The sequence below is a fragment of the Micromonospora sp. NPDC005087 genome, assembly GCF_042872965.1.
Lineage (GTDB): Bacteria > Actinomycetota > Actinomycetes > Mycobacteriales > Micromonosporaceae > Micromonospora.
In genome coordinates this window covers 98985-114610 of record NZ_JBIALB010000010.1, presented here as the reverse complement: position 1 = coordinate 114610, position 15626 = coordinate 98985, and the positions used below count along the sequence as shown (strand labels likewise).

General features: G+C 73.2%; 17 protein-coding genes. 8 read left to right on the top strand and 9 right to left on the bottom strand.

Features of this window, described 5'->3' with window-relative positions:
• Nucleotides 1–23: 23 nt before the first annotated feature.
• The 4 genes from ACFYPS_RS23005 to ACFYPS_RS22990 all read right to left on the bottom strand — a co-directional run bounded on the left by ACFYPS_RS23005 (nucleotide 24) and on the right by ACFYPS_RS22990 (nucleotide 4485).
• The gene (locus tag ACFYPS_RS23005) at nucleotides 24–833 is read right to left on the bottom strand and encodes an ABC transporter permease (RefSeq protein WP_354967030.1); all 810 of its coding nucleotides are present in this window, start codon (nucleotides 831–833) and stop codon (nucleotides 24–26) included.
• Nucleotides 830–1801: an ATP-binding cassette domain-containing protein gene (locus tag ACFYPS_RS23000; RefSeq protein ID WP_354967031.1), complete on the bottom strand. Its 972-nt coding sequence runs from the start codon at nucleotides 1799–1801 to the stop codon at nucleotides 830–832. Before ACFYPS_RS23000 ends, ACFYPS_RS23005 begins: the two co-directional genes overlap by 4 nt.
• Before the next feature lie 172 nt (nucleotides 1802–1973).
• A complete protein-coding gene (locus tag ACFYPS_RS22995) occupies nucleotides 1974–3596 on the bottom strand; it encodes an acetolactate synthase (protein WP_354967032.1) in 1623 nt (540 codons plus the stop codon).
• A gap of 115 nt (nucleotides 3597–3711) precedes the next feature.
• The gene (locus ACFYPS_RS22990; RefSeq protein ID WP_387326907.1) at nucleotides 3712–4485 is read right to left on the bottom strand and encodes an enoyl-CoA hydratase/isomerase family protein; all 774 of its coding nucleotides are present in this window, start codon (nucleotides 4483–4485) and stop codon (nucleotides 3712–3714) included.
• Nucleotides 4486–4583: 98 nt separating this feature from the next.
• On the opposite strand from ACFYPS_RS22990, the gene ACFYPS_RS22985 reads away from it, so the two are divergent.
• The 4 genes from ACFYPS_RS22985 to ACFYPS_RS22970 all read left to right on the top strand — a co-directional run bounded on the left by ACFYPS_RS22985 (nucleotide 4584) and on the right by ACFYPS_RS22970 (nucleotide 6852).
• Nucleotides 4584–5063 carry a DUF6232 family protein gene (locus tag ACFYPS_RS22985; RefSeq protein WP_354967034.1) on the top strand — a complete coding sequence of 160 codons (480 nt, stop codon included), beginning with the start codon at nucleotides 4584–4586 and terminating at the stop codon, nucleotides 5061–5063.
• 143 nt (nucleotides 5064–5206) lie between these two features.
• Entirely contained in the window at nucleotides 5207–5689 is a 483-nt protein-coding gene (locus tag ACFYPS_RS22980; protein ID WP_387326905.1) for a DUF6232 family protein, read from the top strand.
• Nucleotides 5686–6057 carry a hypothetical protein gene (locus ACFYPS_RS22975; protein ID WP_354967036.1) on the top strand — a complete coding sequence of 124 codons (372 nt, stop codon included), beginning with the start codon at nucleotides 5686–5688 and terminating at the stop codon, nucleotides 6055–6057. The genes ACFYPS_RS22980 and ACFYPS_RS22975 overlap by 4 nt, the downstream gene beginning before the upstream one ends.
• A gap of 66 nt (nucleotides 6058–6123) precedes the next feature.
• Nucleotides 6124–6852 (top strand): hypothetical protein, encoded by a 729-nt coding sequence (locus tag ACFYPS_RS22970; protein WP_387326902.1) that lies wholly within the window; start codon nucleotides 6124–6126, stop codon nucleotides 6850–6852.
• Between the two features lie 128 nt (nucleotides 6853–6980).
• On the opposite strand, the gene ACFYPS_RS22965 is transcribed toward ACFYPS_RS22970, so the two are convergent.
• Together ACFYPS_RS22965 and ACFYPS_RS22960 are read right to left on the bottom strand one after the other, a co-directional pair.
• Nucleotides 6981–7877 carry a ribokinase gene (locus ACFYPS_RS22965; RefSeq protein WP_354967038.1) on the bottom strand — a complete coding sequence of 299 codons (897 nt, stop codon included), beginning with the start codon at nucleotides 7875–7877 and terminating at the stop codon, nucleotides 6981–6983.
• A gap of 23 nt (nucleotides 7878–7900) precedes the next feature.
• Nucleotides 7901–8743 (bottom strand): ABC transporter ATP-binding protein, encoded by an 843-nt coding sequence (locus ACFYPS_RS22960; RefSeq protein WP_354967039.1) that lies wholly within the window; start codon nucleotides 8741–8743, stop codon nucleotides 7901–7903.
• 131 nt (nucleotides 8744–8874) lie between these two features.
• Between ACFYPS_RS22960 and ACFYPS_RS22955 the strand changes: the two genes are divergently transcribed.
• Both ACFYPS_RS22955 and ACFYPS_RS22950 read left to right on the top strand, forming a co-directional pair.
• A complete protein-coding gene (locus ACFYPS_RS22955; RefSeq protein WP_354967040.1) occupies nucleotides 8875–9882 on the top strand; it encodes an ATP-binding cassette domain-containing protein in 1008 nt (335 codons plus the stop codon).
• Complete coding sequence (locus ACFYPS_RS22950; RefSeq protein ID WP_354967041.1) at nucleotides 9879–10892, top strand: ABC transporter permease subunit; 1014 nt, start codon at nucleotides 9879–9881, stop codon at nucleotides 10890–10892. The genes ACFYPS_RS22955 and ACFYPS_RS22950 overlap by 4 nt, the downstream gene beginning before the upstream one ends.
• 121 nt (nucleotides 10893–11013) lie before the next feature.
• Here the strand turns inward: ACFYPS_RS22950 and ACFYPS_RS22945 are convergent, their stop codons facing one another.
• Nucleotides 11014–12189 (bottom strand): ROK family transcriptional regulator, encoded by a 1176-nt coding sequence (locus ACFYPS_RS22945; RefSeq protein WP_354967042.1) that lies wholly within the window; start codon nucleotides 12187–12189, stop codon nucleotides 11014–11016.
• A gap of 166 nt (nucleotides 12190–12355) precedes the next feature.
• On the opposite strand from ACFYPS_RS22945, the gene ACFYPS_RS22940 reads away from it, so the two are divergent.
• Complete coding sequence (locus ACFYPS_RS22940; protein WP_354967043.1) at nucleotides 12356–13810, top strand: glycoside hydrolase family 3 N-terminal domain-containing protein; 1455 nt, start codon at nucleotides 12356–12358, stop codon at nucleotides 13808–13810.
• Between the two features lie 254 nt (nucleotides 13811–14064).
• Here the strand turns inward: ACFYPS_RS22940 and ACFYPS_RS22935 are convergent, their stop codons facing one another.
• Complete coding sequence (locus ACFYPS_RS22935) at nucleotides 14065–14727, bottom strand: GNAT family N-acetyltransferase (RefSeq protein ID WP_354967044.1); 663 nt, start codon at nucleotides 14725–14727, stop codon at nucleotides 14065–14067.
• A 71-nt stretch (nucleotides 14728–14798) separates the two neighbouring features.
• The gene (locus ACFYPS_RS22930) at nucleotides 14799–15278 is read right to left on the bottom strand and encodes a DUF4396 domain-containing protein (RefSeq protein WP_354967045.1); all 480 of its coding nucleotides are present in this window, start codon (nucleotides 15276–15278) and stop codon (nucleotides 14799–14801) included.
• Between the two features lie 136 nt (nucleotides 15279–15414).
• Between ACFYPS_RS22930 and ACFYPS_RS22925 the strand changes: the two genes are divergently transcribed.
• On the top strand, nucleotides 15415–15612 hold the full coding sequence (locus tag ACFYPS_RS22925) for a DNA repair protein (RefSeq protein WP_354967046.1): 198 nt from the start codon (nucleotides 15415–15417) through the stop codon (nucleotides 15610–15612).
• Nucleotides 15613–15626: the final 14 nt, after the last annotated feature.

Sequence of the window (15626 nt, the reverse complement as noted above, 5' to 3'; positions counted from 1 at the left end):
CGGCCCAGGCCGACAGCCGCGGGTCACACCCGACGCTTGAGCCCACGCACCGCCAGCGGAGCGAAGATCACCGCGATGCCGGCGCCCCAGAGCAGCGTCTGGAGCACCGGGCCGGCGACCGGGCCGCCGACCAGGAGGCCGCGTAGCGCGTCGGCCACCACGGTCACCGGGTTGACCTCCACCCAGTTCTGCAGCCAGCCGGGCATGCGGTTGGTGGGCACGAAGATGTTGCTGGTGAAGGTCAGCGGGAAGATCACCATGAAGCCGAAGATCTGCACCTTGTCCGGCTCGCTCACCAGCACCCCGACCAGCACCGAGATCCAGGACGCGGCCAGCGTGAACGCCAGCAGCAGCGCGAACGCCCCGACCACCCCGAGCAGCCCGTTGCCGACCCGGAAGCCCAGGATCGCTCCGACGCCGAGCAGCAGCGCGATCGACCAGGCCTGCTTGACGGTGTCGGCGAGGATCCGGCCGGCCAGCGGCGCCCACCGGGCGATGGGCAGCGCCCGGAGCCGGTCAAAGACGCCCTTGGTGAGGTCGTTGTTCAACCCGAACCCGGTCGTCATGGTGGCGAAGAGCGCGTTCTGCACCATGATGCCGGGCAGCATGAAGGTGAGGTACTCGCCGGAGGACCCGGCGATGGCGGTGCCGAAGACGTAGGTGAACAGCAGCACGAACATCACCGGCTGGATGCTCAGGTCGAGCAGCTCCATCGGGTTGTGCTTGATCTGCACCAGGCTGCGCCAGGCCAGCGTGAAGGTATGCCGCAGCCCGGCGGCGGGACTGAGCCGGCGGGCCGGCGTCAGAGCAGGGGCGAGAGTGGCGGCGGTCATGCGGGGGTCCTTTCCAGGTCGGTGCCGGCCGGGGCGTCCTCGGCCCGGTGGCCGGTGAGGGAGAGGAAGACCTCGTCCAGACTGGCGCCGCGCAGCGCCAGCTCGGCGACCGCGATCTCGGCCGCGTCGAGGCGGCTCACCACCGCGGGCAGCACACCGGGGTCGTTCACCGCGACGGTGACCGCGTTCTGGGCAACCTCGGGAGACGCGCCGGACACCGCGTGGGCGATGGCGGTCACGGCGCCCAGGTCGGCGAGGTCGGCCGGTCGCACGGTGAGGGTCTGACCGCCGGTCTTGGCCTTCAGCTCCTCCGGCGTGCCCTGCGCGATCACCCGGCCGTGGTCGACCACCGCGATCTCCCCGGCGAGCTGGTCGGCCTCCTCCAGGTACTGGGTGGTGAGCAGCACCGTCACCCCGTCGGAGACCAGGGCGCGGACGATGTCCCACAGGTCGTTGCGGCTGCGCGGGTCCAGGCCGGTGGTCGGTTCGTCGAGGAAGAGCACCTGCGGCCGGCCGACCAGGCTGGCGGCGAGATCCAGCCGGCGCCGCATACCGCCGGAGAAGGTCTTGGCGGCCCGGTCGGCGGCGTCGCTGAGCTGGAAATCGGCGAGCAGTTGACGGGCGCGCTGCTTGGCGTCGGCCCGGCTCAGCCCGAGCAGCCGGCCGATCAGCAGCAGATTCTCCGCGCCGGTCAGGGTCTCGTCGACCGATGCGTACTGGCCGGTCAGACCGATCAGTTGACGCACCTGATGGGCGTCGCGGACGACGTCGAAGCCGCCGACCGTGGCACGGCCCTCGTCGGCGCGCAGCAGGGTGGCGAGCACCCGCACCGCGGTGGTCTTGCCGGCGCCATTCGGCCCGAGCAGGCCGAAGACGGTCCCGGTCGGAACCGCCAGATCAACGCCGGCGAGGGCGGTGGTGGCGCCGAAACGCCGCACCAGGCCCTCGGCGCGGATCGCGTAGTCCATCGCAACTCCCTGTCGTCTCCGGTGGTGACACCACCATGGGCGACAGGTCTGACATCCCCGCCGATCCCCGGCTGACGTTACGACGACCGGCGCCGACATTCCGCTGATTTAGCTGCCGGACGACGCCGCGCCGCCGCCCGCTGGGGGGCGACGGCGCGGCGGCGGGTGCGACTCAGGCCAGGTTCGACGACCGGGGGTACGCGTCGGTCGGGTCAGTGAGCACGTTGACCAGGTACGGCACTCCGGCGTCGAACGCCCGCTGCAGGGCCGGCCCCAGGTCGGCGGCCTTGGCGACCGTCTCCCCCGCGCCGCCGAGCGCGCTGACCACCGTGTCGTAGCGCAACTCCGGCTGGAGGTCGGCCGCGACGTCGTAGCCGTACATGGCCCGCATCGGATGCTTCTCCAGACCCCAGATGCCGTTGTTGCCGACGACGATCACGACCGGCAGCTTCTGGCGGACCAGCGACTCGACGTCCATCAGCGAGAAGCCGGCGGCCCCGTCGCCCATCAGCACGCAGATCTGCCGATCCGGGTGACTGACCCGGGCGCCCATCGCGTAGCCCATGCCGGTGCCCAGGCAGCCGTACGGGCCCGGGTCCAGCCAGGTGCCGGGCTGCGCCGGCTCCAGGTACCGCCCGGCGTACGAGACGAAGTCACCGCCGTCGCCGATGGTGATCGCGTCGCGGGCCAGCACCCGGCGCAGCTCGCCGTAGATCCGCGCCGGCCGGATCGGGTCGGTCTCGGCGGCCATCTCGGCCGCGTCGCGGGCCCGGGCCGCGTCCTCGGCGGCGCGCAGGTCAGCGATCCAGCCGCTGTGGTCGGCCCGGTCACCCGCGTGGTCGGCCAGCGCGGAGAGGATCAGGCGCAGGTCGCCGGCGGGTGCGGCGGCCGGCTGCACATGCCCGGCGCGCTGGCTGGGCGCGTCGACGATGTGCACCACCTTGGCGTCACCGAAGTCACCGAAGCTGAGCCGGAAGTCCAGCGGGGTGCCCACCACCACGACCACGTCGGCGCCGGAGAGCGCGGCCCGGCGGGCCTTGGCGAAGGCGAGCGGGTGCTCCGGCGGGAGCGAGCCACGGCCCATCCCGTTGGTGAAGACCGGCACCTGCAACGCCTCGGCCGCCTCCCGCAGCGCGGCGACCGCGTCGCCGGCGTACACGTCGGAGCCGGCGATGATGACCGGCCGCTGCGCCCCGGCGATCAGCGTCGCGGCCCGGGCGACCTCCTCCGGGTCCGGCTCGACCGGGTCGATGCCGGTCGGCGCGGGCACGTCGGCCTCGGCGACCGAGAAGACCGTCTCCAGCGGGAAGTCGAGGAAGGCCGGCCCGCGGTGCGGCGTGAGCGCCGCGGTGAGCGCCGCACCCACCGCACGTGGGATGTCGTCGGTGCTGAACACCGTCTCGGCGTGCTTAGTGACCGGGGCGACCAGCGGCAGGTGGTCCATCTCCTGGAGGCTGCCCGAGCCCCAGCGGAACGCGGGCGCCCTGCCCCCGAGCACCAGCACCGGGGAGGCATTGAAGAAGGCACTGGTCATGCCCGAGATGCCGTTGGTGACGCCGGGCCCGGCGGTGAGCACGGCGAGGCCGGGACGACGCTGAAGCTTGGCCACCGCCTCGGCGGCGAAGACGGCGGACTGCTCGTGCCGGACGTCGTAGATCGGGAAGCCGGTCTTGTGCGCGGCGTCGTAGAGCGGGAAGACGTGCCCGCCGGAGAGGGTGAACATTTCGCGCACCCCGTGCGCCCGCAGCGCCGCGAGCGCCAACTCCCCGCCGTGACCTTCGACCCGCTCCGTCATCGCCGCTCCCCTTCGTCGCTTCAGACCGGAGGCCCACGCTACTGGCCGGTAGGCAGAATGTGAACCGTTCTCGGCTCACCGTCGGGGCGGCGGCACGGACCGCGGCCCCGGCCGGTCAGCGGCCCGTGAAGCCCGGCTTGCGCTTCTCGACGAACGCCGCCATGCCCTCGCGCCGGTCGTCGGTGGCGAACAACGCCGCGAAGAGCTGACTCTCCCAGGCCAGGCCCGAGTTCAGGTCCATGTCCAGGCCACCGTCGACCGCCAGCTTCGCCGCGCGCAGCGCCTGCACCGGCCCGGTCAGGTACGGCTTCACCAGCGCGACCGCCGCCTCGTACACCTCGGCTGCCGGGACAACCCGGTCGGCCAGGCCGATGCGCAACGCCTCCTGCGCGTCCACCATCCGCCCGGACATGATCAGATCCTTGGCGCGGGCCGGGCCGACCAGCCGGGCCAGCCGCTGGGTGCCGCCGGCGCCGGGGATGATGCCCAGCTTGATCTCCGGCTGGCCGAGCTTGGCATCCTCGGCCACCACCCTCCAGTCGCAGGCCAGGGCCAGCTCACAGCCACCGCCGAGGGCGTAACCGGTGATCGCGGCGACCACCGGCTTGGGGATCCGGGCGATCGCGCCGAGCGCGCTGGACAGGTCCGCGGCCCGGTCAGCCATGTCCACGTAGGACATCTCGGCCATCTGCTTGATGTCCGCGCCCGCGGCGAAGACCTTCTCCCCGCCGTACACGATGACGGCGCGGACCTCCGGATCGGCGGTCGCCGCCGTCGCGGCGGCGCGCAACTCCTCCTGCACCTGGGTGTTGAGCGCGTTCATCGGCGGCCGCTCCATCCGGATGGTGCCGATGCCGTCCTTGGTCTCCAGCCGAACGAACTCGCTCACGCTGCCCTCACTTCCTCGTCGAAGTCGCGTGCCAACCTTACGACCCGGCTCGTTGGGGTAAGTAGTCTGGTGTCAGCCCCGCGGGCGGGAGTCCAGCCATGATCACCTATTACGACGACAGGTCGGTGCAGGTCACCTCCACCGCCGTCCGAGTGGACGGCCGCAGCTACGCGCTGGCCGACATCACCATGATCTGGCACCGCCGGGGCAGCCGCTCCTGGCGGGTGCTCGTCGGGCGGGGTGCGATCGGCGCCGCGCTGGCCGGTCCGCTGGTCGCGGCCGTGCTCGGCATCGCCGTGGCCGTCTGGCTGCACCGCTCGCCCACCGTGACGATCGCGATCGTCGGCGCGTCCGTGCTGGTGGGGCTGGCCGTCGGCCCGATCGCCGACTTCCTCTTCGAACACCTGGACCGCTCGTACGCCCGGGGCAGCCGGCAACTGGAAATCTGGGCGCGCTGGCGCGGCCAGCCGGTACGACTGCTGCGCACCGGCGACGCACTGCGCTTCGGTCAGATCTACCGGGCGGTGCAGCGCGCGGTCGAACGCAACCACCCCGCCCGCCCGGCCACCCGCCGATAACGGCCAACCTAGAACGAGATCTTGGACAGTTACCGTTCGGCGTGGACGGTAACTGTCCAAGATCTCAGCCGATCGACCGTCGGCGCTGTCGCTGGCCGCCGTCGACGCGCTGCCGGGTTGCCGGCGGGTGGTTAGGCTTGGTGATGACCCTCTATTACCGGGACGACGCGGTGCAGGTGACCTCGGAGTCGATCCGGGTGGGTGGTCAGGTCGTCGCACTTCCCGACGTGACTTTCGTCTGGCACGCACGCGGCCCGAAGACGCTCGCGGTACGCGGCCGGGTGCTCGGTCGCGGAGTCCTGGTCCTGCTGCTCTCCCTGCCCCCGCTGGTCGCGCTGGTCTGCGTGCTCTCGCTCGCCTACACGGCGCAGGACCGGGGCAACTGGAAGATGGCGCTGATCATCCTCGCCGCCTGTGCGGTGGGGGCGCTGGCGTTGACCCCGTTTCTGGAAATTCCGCTCGGCTGGCTGGACCGCTCGTACGAGCGCGGCAGCCACGTGCACGAGCTGTGGATACAGCACCACGGGCGGGAGCAGTTGATGCTGCGCACCCCCGACGCGTTACGGTTCGGGCAGATCTACCGGGCCGTGCAGCGCGCCGTCGAGCAGCAGGGGGAGCATCGATGACCAGTCGCCGTGGCGAGGCCGCCGCCCTGGCCGGGCTGCTCGCCGCGGCCGGCGTCACCCACCTGCTTCGCCCCGGCGTCTACGACCCGATCGTGCCGCGCGCGCTGCCCGGCCCAGCCCGCTTCTGGACGTACGCCAGCGGTGTCGCCGAGCTGGCGGTGGCGGCGGCCGTGGCGCACCCGGCCACCCGGCGCTCCGGTGGTCGGGCCGCCGTCGCGCTCTTCATCGCCGTGCTGCCGGCGAACGTGAAGATGGCGGTGGGCTGGCGGCACCGGCGTCCGACGAAGCGGGCCATCGCCTACGGCCGGGTACCGATGCAGGCGCCGCTGATCTGGTGGGCGCTGCGCGTCGCCCGCACCGACCGCTGACGCCGGAACCGGCCGCCGTCGAGCGCCGTCGGGCGGTTGTGGTGCGGGCGGCGCACACTTGATCCCATGGCGATTCCCCTCCCCACACCCGCCGCGGTGGTCGGCCTGACCCGCTCCGCCCTCGACCAGACGCTCGGCTCGGCCGCCTCGCTCGCCGCCGTGCCCGCCCGCGCGTTCGCGGTGCTGGACGGGGTGGAGGCGCTGCTGGCCCGGATCAACGGCGTCGTCGATCGGATCGAGACGACGTTGGACCGGACCGACCAGGTGCTCACCGACGCCGAGACGGCGGTCCGTGAGGTGGCCGTGATCAGCGCCGCCGCGACCACCGCCATCGACACCGCCACCGAGGTGGCGACGGCCGCGGCCGTGGTGGTCCGGGAGGCCGATCAGGTCGCCCGCCGGGCCGGGACGGTGGTCGCCGAGGCCGAGACGGTCGCCGGCCGGGCCGCGGCCACCGTGGGCACCGCTTCCGAGGCGGCGGCCACGGCGGCCGAGTTGCTGGCGGCGTACGAGCCGGCACTGCGGCGGGCCGCGCCGATGGCGGGGCGGTTCGTCGGGGAGCTGAGCCACGAGGAGGTCACCGCGGCGATCCGCCTGATCGACGAGCTGCCCAAGCTCAAGCAGCACCTGACGGCGGACATTCTGCCGATCCTGGCCACCCTGGACCGGGTTGGACCGGACCTGCACGATCTGCTCGACGTCACCCGCGACCTCAAGCTCGCCGTTGCCGGTATCCCGGGCCTGGGCATGCTGCGCCGGCGGGGCGAGAAGCTCAGCGACGATCTGGTCGGCTGAGCCTCGCCGGCCCGCCCGGTCAGCAGTCGCAGGTGATCGACGCGCGTGGCGCGGTCAGGTCGTCGAACTGGGCGCCGAACCTTTCGCACCGGGGCGGCGGCCGACCGGCCAGCGTAGCGCGGGTGGGCTCAGCCCGGGGCGTACAGCTCGTCGATCTCGGCGCGGCGGGGCAGCGCCACCGAGGCGCCGAGCCGGCGGACGCAGGCCGCGCCGGCCGCCGACGCCCAGCGCACCGCGTCGACCAGGTCGCGTCCCTCGCCCCAGCCGACGGCCAGCGCGGCGGTGAACGCGTCGCCGGCCGCGGTGGAGTCGACCACGTCGACCCGGACGGCGGGCACGTGCACCTCGGTGCCCTCGCGGTCGACGTACCAGGCGCCCTCACCACCGAGGGTGAGCACGGCCCGGGGCACCAGGTCGAGCAGCGCCCGTGGCTCGTCCCGACCCCGGCCGGTGAACGTCTGCGCCTCGCCCTCGTTGACGACGAGCACGTCCACCGCGGCGAGCAGCTCCGGTGGGAGGTCCCGGGCCGGGGCGGCGTTCAGGATGACCCGGGTGCCGGCGGCGCGGGCGGCCACCGCGGCGGAGGCCACGGTCTGCACCGGGATCTCCAGCTGGGCGATCAGGACATCGGCCCCGCGTACCGTGGCCAGTTCGTCCTCGGTCAGGCCGGTCAACGCGTCGTTCGCGCCGGGGGTCACCACGATGGCGTTCTCCCCCTGCGCGTTGACCATCACCAGCGCCACCCCGGACGCGCCGTAGACCACCCGCAGTTGGCCGGTGTCCACGCCGGCGGCGGTAATGCGGGCCTTGAGGGTGACGCCGAACGCGTCGGAGCCGATCGCGCCGAGGAAGGCGCTGGAGGCGCCGGCCCTGGCCGCGGCGACGGCCTGGTTGGCGCCCTTGCCGCCGGGCACCATCACGAAGTCGGTGCCGAGCATCGTCTCGCCCGGCCGGGGCAGCGCGGGCGCCATCGCGACCAGGTCCATGTTGGCGCTGCCCACCACGACCACCCGGGTCTGCGGCACGGTCACCTCCGCCCTGCCGGCGCTCAGGCGGCGCGAGCGGTGTAGCGGTCGCCGGACCGCTCGACCACCAGCGGCAGGCCGAAGGTCTTGGAGAGGTTGTCGCCGGTCAGCGTCTCGGCGAGCAGGCCCTGCGCGACCACCCCGCCCTCCCGCAGCAGCAGCGCGTGGGTGAACCCCGGTGGGATCTCCTCCACATGGTGGGTGACCAGCACCAGGGCCGGGGCGTCCGGGTCGTACGCCAGCTCGGCCAGCCGGGCTACGAGGTCCTCCCGCCCGCCGAGGTCGAGCCCGGCGGCGGGCTCGTCGAGCAGCAGCAGCTCCGGGTCGGTCATCAGCGCGCGGGCGATCTGCACCCGCTTGCGCTCACCCTCGGAGAGGGTGCCGTAGCGGCGCTCGGCGAGACCGCCGATGCCGAGCTGGCTCAGCAGCGCCCGCGCCCGCGCCTCGTCGCCGCGGTCGTAGCTCTCCCGCCAGCGGCCGACCACCGACCAGGCGGCGGTCACCACCACGTCGCTGACCCGCTCGTCGGCGGGCAGGCGCTCGGCGAGCGCGGCGGTGGAGAGCCCGATCCGGGTACGCAGCTCGTTGACGTCGGTGCGGCCGATCCGCTCGCCGAGCACGTGGGCGACACCGGTGGTGGGGTGCAGCCGGCCGGCGGCGAGGTTGAGCAGGGTGGTCTTGCCGGCCCCGTTGGGACCGAGCACCACCCAGCGCTCGTCCAACTCGACCCGCCAGGTCAGATCCTGCAGCAGGGCGGTGCCGGACCGGCGTACGCCGACGCCGTCGAGGCTGACCACCAGATCCGGGTCCACGGGTGCGGCGGCAGGCGCGGCGTTGGCAGCGCCGGGGATCAGGTCACCAGTCACCGGACCATCCAACCACGCACCGCCGTGGTGCCCCCCATGGGCGGCGCCCCGGTCATAGGGTGAGGCGCCGTGTCGTTGATCACCACACCCGGAGGACGGCCCATGCCCCGTCGAGGTACGGAGCCGCGCGGATGAGCGCGGTCATCGAGATCGAGGGTCTGCGCAAGACCTTCCGCAGCCTGCGGAACGGCCGGAGGGTCGCGGTTGACGGGTTCGACCTGCTGGTCGAGGCGGGTCAGATCCACGGGTTCCTGGGTCCGAACGGTTCCGGCAAGACCACCACCCTGCGTGCCCTGCTCGGCCTGGTCCGGGCCGACGGTGGGCGGATGAGTGTGCTCGGTGAGCCGTCACCACAGCTGCTGCCGCGGGTGGCCGGTCGGGTCGGCGCCATCGTGGAGAGCCCGCAGTTCTTCGGCAACTTCACCGGGTACCGCACGCTGCGGCTGCTGGCCAGGGCCGGCGGGGTGCCGATCGCGCGGGTGGACGAGGTACTGGAGACGGTGGGCCTGCGCGACCGGGGCGACGAGCGGGTGAAGGGCTACTCGCTGGGCATGAAGCAGCGACTCGCGGTGGCGTCCGCACTGTTGAAGGACCCGCAGTTGCTCATCCTGGACGAGCCGGCGAACGGGCTGGACCCGGCCGGCATCCGGGAGATGCGGGACCTGATGCGGGCGCTGGCGGCGGCCGGGGTGACGGTGCTGGTGTCCAGTCACATCCTGGGCGAGATCCAGCTGATCTGCGACCACGTCACGATCATTTCCCGGGGCCGGCGGGTGGCGACCGGCCGGGTGGACGAGGTGCTGGCCGGCCACGACCGGCACGAGTTCCTGGTCCGGGTGGCCGAGCCGGAGCGCGCCGTGGAGCTGCTGCACGAGGCCGAGCTGACGGCGAGCGTGGATGGCGCGGCGCTGGTGGTGGGCAGCGTGACCGACCCGACGGTGATCAGCCGGGTGCTCGGTGAACAGGGGCTGTGGGTGGGCGAGCTGACCCCGCTGCGGCCGGATCTGGAGAGCGTCTTCCTGGAGCTGACCGGCGCCGGCGGCCATCCGTCGGTGCCCCGGCAGGTGGACGACTCGGGGCTGCCGCCCGGTGCGGGCGATGCTGTGATCGATCTCGACGTACGGGGAGTGGACGCGTGAACCTGGTCCGTGCCGAGGTGGAGCGGCTGTCCGCGCGTCGCTTCGTGCAGCTCATGGTCGTCCTGCTGGTGCTGGCGTTCGGCGTCACCGCGGCGACCACCCTGGCCGGCTCGCACAAGCCGAGCGCGTTGGAGCTCAGCTCTGCGCGGAACCAGGCCGCCGAGGCGCGGCAGAGCATGGAGAACGAGTACCAGCAGTGCCTGGCCCGACAGAACGGGCTCCCGTCGAGTGACAGCGAGCGGTACTACCCCTCCGACTGCTCGGAGATCGACCCGACGCTGCGGGACCGGCTGCCGATCGCCGCCGACTTCCTCCCCGGAGTGTTCAGCTTCGCCCAGCAGGCCCGCCCGCTGCTCTACTTCCTCATCGCGTTCCTGGTGCTGTTCGGGTTCCTGGTCGGGGCCTCCTACATCGGCGCGGACCTGAATTCCGGCGGCGTGGTGAACCTGCTGCTCTGGCGGCCGCGCCGGATGACGGTGCTCGGCGCGAAGCTGGGCACCCTGCTCGGCGCGGTGCTGGCGCTGGCCCTGGTGGCCTCGGTGGTCTATCTGGCCACGTTCTGGGTCATCGGGCAGACCGCCGGGCTGGGCGGCCCGCTGGGCGGTGACTTCTGGCGCTCCCTCGGGGCGGTGCACGGCCGCGGCCTGGTGCTGGTGTTGCTGGCCAGCGCGCTGGGCTTCGCCATCGCCACGCTGGGGCGGCACACCTCGGCGGCGCTCGGCGCGGTCGCCGCGTACGCGGTGGTCTGGGAGCTGGGCGCCCGGCTGGTGCTGGAGATCGTCGACGCCCGCCGCCCGGACCAGCTGATGCTCTCCAGCTACATCGGGGCGTGGCTCAGCGGTGAGGCGCGGTTCTACGACAGTCAGCTCTGCTCCGGCACAAGAATGGGCATGTACTGCGAGGGTTTCTACTCGCTGACCTGGGCGCCGTCGCTGGTGGTGCTGCTCGTGCTCACCGGCGGGCTGACCGCGGCGGCGTTCGCCGTGTTCCGTCGCCGCGACCTGATCTGAGTCGCGGCCCGGGCCGTCCGCGCTGGTCGGGCGGCCCGGCAGGCCGGGGGTGGTCACGGCAAGAGCTTGCAGCATGCCTGCCAGCGGTGAAATATTTCTTCACATGACCGCTCCAGCGGGCTCAGCCGACGGTGGAGCCGAACACCTCGTCGCGGACGGCGTCCAGTGCGGTGCGCAGCGCACCGCGCAGGATCGGCTCCTCGGTCAGCCCCGTGGGCACCACCCGGGGCCGCACCAGGGTGATCGCTGCGACCTCGTGCTGCACCCGGTCGGCGAGCGCGGCGCAGCCGGCCTGGCCGACCTCCCCGGCGAGCACGACCAGCGGCGGGTCGAGCACCACGCAGGTGCTGGCCACACCGAGCGCGAGCCGGCGGGCGAGTTCGTCGAGCATCGGGGCGCCGGCGTCGCCGGCCGCGACGGCCGCGCGGACCGCGTCGGCGGCGTCGGTGTCCGGGTAGCCGTGCTCGCGTGCCACCGCGCGCACCGAGTCCCCGCCGATCAACTGCTGGAAGGCCGGCTTGGCGCGACGGGAGACGTCACGCGGGATGGGCGCCCCGGGCACCGGCAGGTAGCCGATCTCACCGGCCGCGCCGCTGCTGCCGTGGTGCAGCCGCCCACCCAGCATGATCGCCAAACCGACGCCGGCGCCCACCCAGACCAGCACGAAATCGGCCAGCCCCTGCGCGGCGCCGGACTGCGCCTCGGCCACCGCGGCCAGGTTGACGTCGTTCTCGAAGACCACCGGAGTGTGCAGGTCGTCGCGCAGGGCGGCGAGCAGGCCGCTGTGCCAGCGCGGCAGGTTGAAGGCGAAGGTGATGTCGCCGGTGTGCGGGTCGACCAGACCGGGCGTGCCGAGCACGATCCGCCGTACGCTGCTCAGCTGCGCCTGGGCGCTGCTCGCGGCCTGCACCACGGCGTTGTGCACCACGCCCACCGGGTCGTCGGTGTCCCGGGTGGACTGTTCCACCCGGCCGATCACGGCACCGGTGATGTCGGCGCAGGCGGCCACCACCCGGTCCGGCCCGACGTCGACACCGACCACGTGTGCGCTGCCCGGGCGTACCGCGTAGAGCTGCGCGTTCGGGCCGCGCCCGCCGGCCTGCTCACCGACCCGGGTGACCAGGCCACGCTCCTCCAGTCGCTCGACCAACTGGGAGGCGGTGACCTTGGACAGCCCGGTCAGCTCACCGAGCCTGGCCCGGGTGAGAGGCCCCCGCTCGAGGAGCAGTTCCAGCGCGGCACGGTCGTTGAGCGCCCGCAACAGGCGGGGGGTGCCGGGCAGCCGGGTCGCACTCATGCCACGTCCTCTAGTTTTAGTAAACTTTGCTAACTGTAAACCGACCTGCGAACGGGTAGCCGTAGCGTATCGGCCACCCGGAGGCGGAGCGCTCGGCCGACCCGGCAGGGCGACGACCACCGCCGGTACGACATTCGTACCCGTGGGCACCGAAGGGGGAGATCACGTGGGGCTCGATCCAGGACTGCGCCGGCTCGCGCTCGGCACGCTGCTCGCCGCGTACCCGGGACCGGTCCCCCCGGACTGGGCCGTCGACCTGGTGTCCGACGGGCTGGCCGGGCACACCCTGTTCGGCACCAACGTGCACGACCCGTCCCAGGTGGCGGCGAGCACCGCCGCGCTGCGCGCCGGCCGGGCGGACGTGTTGATCGCCATCGACGAGGAGGGTGGCGACGTGACCCGGCTGGCCCATGCCACCGGCAGCCCGTACCCCGGCAACGCCGCCCTCGGCGCGATCGGCGACGTGGCGCTCACCCGACGGGTCTACCAGGCGATCGGCACCGAGCTGGCCGACCTCGGCATCAACGTCAACCTCGCCCCGACGGTGGACGTGAACAGCGCCGACGACAACCCGGTGATCGGCACCCGGTCGTTCGGCGCGGACCCGGTGCGGGTGGCCGCCCACTCGGCCGCCGCCGTGGCCGGCCTGCAGGCCGCCGGTGTCGCCGCCTGCGCCAAGCACTTCCCCGGCCACGGCGCCACCGTCACCGACTCCCACCACGAGTTGCCCACCGTGGACGTTCCACTGGCCCTGCTGCGCCAGCGGGACCTGCCGCCGTTCGCCGCGGTCGTCGCCGCCGGGGCGCGCGCGGTGATGACCGCGCACATCCGGGTGCCGGCGCTGACCGGCACCGGTCCGGCCACCTTCAGCCGGGCCGTCCTCGTCGACCTGCTGCGCACCGAGTACGGCTTCACCGGCACCGTCATCACCGACGCGCTGGAGATGAAGGGCGCGGCAGTGGCGGCCGGCGGCGTGGGCCCCGCGGCGGTGCGGGCCCTGGCGGCCGGCGCCGACCTGCTCTGTATCGGCGCGAAGGTCGACGCGGAGCTGGTCGAGCGGGTGGTCACCGAGATCGTCGACGCGCTCACCGACGACCGTCTGGCCACCGCCCGCGTCGAGGAGGCGGCCGGCCGCGCCGCCGCGCTCGCCGCCTGGACCCGGACCGCCGGCGAGACGCCGGCCAGCCCCGAAACCGATCTGGGGTACGCGGCGGCGCGCCGGGCGGTCCAGGTGGACGGGATCCTCACCGGCCTGGGCCGGCCGCTGGTGGTGCAGCTGCACACCGAGTCCACCATCGCCGAAGGGCGGGTGCCCTGGGGCCTCGGCCCGCACCTGGACGGTGTGCAGGAGATCCGGGTGATCGCCGCCGAGACCGACAGGGCGACGCTGCGCGAGCTGGCCGGTGACCGGCCGATCGTGCTGGTCGGGCGGCACCTGCACCGGCTGCCCGGCGGCCCGGAGCTGATCGCCGGGCTGGCCGCGGAGCATCCGGTGACCGTGGTGGAGATGGGCTGGCCCGCGCAGTGGCGCCCGGCCGGCGTACGCGCCTTCGTCACCACGTACGGCGCGAGCCACGCCAACGGTCGGGCGGCGGCAGAGGCACTCGGCCTGGCGGGCTGAGGCAGACCAATCTGCACTCTGCGTGACCACGCCTCACCGAGCACTCGATGAGCTCCGATCCAGGTCAAGTCCGCTATTCGACACTCCGAACCGACAGCTCGCACCTTGCACCGAGCCTGCTCGATACGTAGCGTGATCGGCACGTACCGGCCCGTTCACCGCGCGGCCGGTCACCCGTCAACCGGGACCTGGGGGAAGGTTGCGGACCGTGGGTCCGGCCCGGGATCCACGGTCCGCGCCCTGCGACGGCAGCCTCAGCGCGGATAGACCCCGTAGGCACGCCAGCCCCGGTCCGGGAAGCCGGCTGCCTCCGCGACCCGGGCCGAGGCGTGGTTGTCCCGCTCGTGCAGGTAGGTGGGCACCGCGCCGTCGTCGAGCACCCGCCGGGCCGCCTGCGCCGCCAGCCGGCGGGCGAGACCGCGACCACGCGCGGCGGGCACGGTGCCGATGGCCAGCTCGTGCCCGTACGCGTCGTGCCGCTTTATCCCGGCCCCGGCCAGGTAGTTGCCGTCCGGGTCGCGGACCACCAGCACCGGCCGGTCGAACAGCCGCAGCCAGGGCGGCAGCCCGGGGGCCGTCGACTCGGTCCACTCCCCCACGTCGGACAGCGGCGCGGGAGCCAGGGTCCACCGGAAGGGGCCGTCGTGCACGCACCAGTCGGGCAGCCCGACGGTCTCCGGCAGCGCCGCAAGCAGCCGGTTCGGCGTATGGCGGGCCAGAGCGCGGCTCGCCGCCAACCGGTCCGGCGGCACGGAGAGCACGGCGCTCTGCCCGGTGTCCACGGCGAGCGCCGGGCGCAGCCGGCCATCCCAGGCCGGTTTCGCCCGGCGGTGCGAGGCGATCACGTGCAGCCCCGCGGGGGCCGGCCACTGGCCGAGCCAGGTGGCCAGGTGCAGCTGGAGCCGTCGGTCGAGCACGTGCACCTCCCCCGTCAGCCGGCCCGTCGTGGATCACCGTACGCCGGGCGGCCTCGGCGGGCGGACGATCCCTACGACGCCGCCGGGGCGTTGGGGTGATGTCCGCCGTGGTGGTGCTGGTGCACCGCCGCGTGGCCCCTCCCGCGGACGATCAGGGCCCGGTTCACCGGCACCGTGACCACGAAGGCCACCGCCAAAGCGCCGGCCAGGCTGCCCCAGAACAGCGGGTCGGTGAGGCCGGCCCGCATGGCGCCCGGCACGGCGAGCATGACCCCGTTGTCCACCAGCTCCATCACGGCGATGCTGACCGTGTCGGCGACCAGGGCCACCCGGATCGCCCGCGCCAGCGGCAGGCCGGAACGGAGCACCGGGCGAACCGTCAACGCGTAGCCGAAGAGGAACGCCAGCGCGACGGCGAGGGCGATGGTGGCCAGGTCGGACCAGCCGAGCGCGGTGCCGACGACCATGCCGAGCACCTCACCGATGGCGCAGCCGGTGAGGCAGTGCAGGGTCGCGGCGATGGCCAGACGGGTGGGATTCGCGTTCTCCATGCTCGGCATCGTATACCCCTAGGGGGTATCAAATCCAGCGACGCGGATCACTTCGCCACGACCCGGAACCAGTCAGACTGATCGACCGTCATAGGTATTTCCATACATGGACACCTTTGTTTGGGACGGTATGGTCATGCCGATTCAGCCGAACGACCGCTACCAGCAGGACCCCGAGCGACTCTGGCGGGCAGCGGAGGCCGCCGGACGTTTCCCGGCCCAGCCGCGGTACCGCGGGACCCGCACGACGGGTGTCGCGCGGGCCGTGCCGTGGGCGGTGCTGAACAAGTTGCCGGCCGGCAGCTCCAGCCGGCGAGGCCTCAACACCCGCTGACCCGGTCCGCACCC